The 1,155-nt window shown below is 68.4% G+C and carries 1 protein-coding gene and 1 pseudogene; both read right to left on the bottom strand.

Translation table 11 applies throughout. The features are described 5' to 3' along the window. Nucleotides 1-192: 192 nt before the first annotated feature. Nucleotides 193-891 carry a transposase gene (locus ABGA98_RS45635; RefSeq protein WP_347624742.1) on the bottom strand — a complete coding sequence of 233 codons (699 nt, stop codon included), beginning with the start codon at nucleotides 889-891 and terminating at the stop codon, nucleotides 193-195. After that, a pseudogene (locus tag ABGA98_RS45630) lies at nucleotides 821-1,155 on the bottom strand (hypothetical protein); the annotation flags it as partial. The gene ABGA98_RS45635 and the pseudogene ABGA98_RS45630, both read right to left, overlap by 71 nt.

The following is a 1,155-nucleotide window of genomic DNA, read 5'->3' as shown; positions in this document are numbered from 1 at the left end:
CCTCGATGACTCAGGCCGGGGTCGCGTCTGCTGAACGGTTCGGCGTGGCGGAGGTTTCCGCCTGATCATCCGTTTTGGTTCGACCGGTGGGGTGGCATCACCGTCCGAGGCGCTCGGGTGGGCGACGGCCTCCACGGGACCGCGGGGGTGGGGGCACTCCTTCCTAGGTTCGCGGGAACGTGTTTCTCCTGGTCAGGGCGGTGGGAGCGCGCAGAGCCGTTGCCAGCAGGTCAGGAAGGCGTTCTTCCACGGCCACGTGACGCTGATCTTCAGGATGCGCTGTCGGGCGTGGGAGATCAGCCGGGCGGGCAGATGCCAGAGGCAGTAGCGGAGCGTCTGGGGTTCGGCGCGGGCCAGCTCGGCGTCGTCGTGCAGGCCGAGAAGCCGGGTCCAGGCATCCAGGTCGGCGGCGAGATTGGCCGCGAGCACCCAGCCGACGTTCACGTTCCACGTCTTGGACGGCAGGTTCCGCAACCCCATCGCCTTGTTCGTGCGCACCCGGTCCTCGACTTCAGCATGATCACGATGGACGGCGTCGATGAACCGCACGTGGTGGCTGCCGGGGACGCCGCGCAGGCCGCGCGGCCCGAGGTTGGTGGCGATGATGGCGTATTTCCAGCCGGTCGTCTTCTCCAGGTCGGTGAGCTGGCGGGCGTCGCGGGCCGAGGGCTTGACGCGGCGGACCAGCAACCGGATGCCCCAGGCGGCGGCGCGTTCGTCCAGCCCGGTCAGCTCGGCGACTTGGGCGTGCGGGTGGACTTTGCCGTCTTGGCGGACGGCGCTTTGCCAGGCGTCGGCGGGGAGTCTGGCGATCGCCGCCTCATCGACGTCGGTGATCTTCCAGCCGACGGTGAAACGGACCGTGCGCCGGGTGGTATTCAGTCCTTGCATGTGTTCGACCAGATCGTGGGTGGCGCCAGCGCCGTCGATCCGGATCCAGATCCTCGCCCGGAAGTCGTCCGGGGATCTGAGCGATGGCCTCGGTGAGGACGCGCACGTGGTCGATGACGGTGTTGGAGCCGGCTGAGCCGGTCCGCAGCAGCATCGCCAGGCATTCCTGGGTGTTGGCGCACCAAGCAGCCAGCGGATGGAAGCCGTACCCCTTCTTGAAGGTGGCCGAGGCGCCCTGTTTGTCGGAGTGGGCGGTGATGAGCG

Origin of the sequence: Nonomuraea sp. B1E8 (assembly GCF_039871515.1) — a bacterium.
Lineage (GTDB): Bacteria > Actinomycetota > Actinomycetes > Streptosporangiales > Streptosporangiaceae > Nonomuraea.
Note: the sequence above shows the minus strand (reverse complement) of the source record. Positions and strands in the feature narration are given on the sequence as shown.

What these genes read in the sequence shown, in the direction of transcription:
- ABGA98_RS45635 (WP_347624742.1), bottom strand. Translation starts at nt 891, where the DNA reads ATGCAAGGACTGAATACCACCCGGCGCACGGTCCGTTTCACCGTCGGC.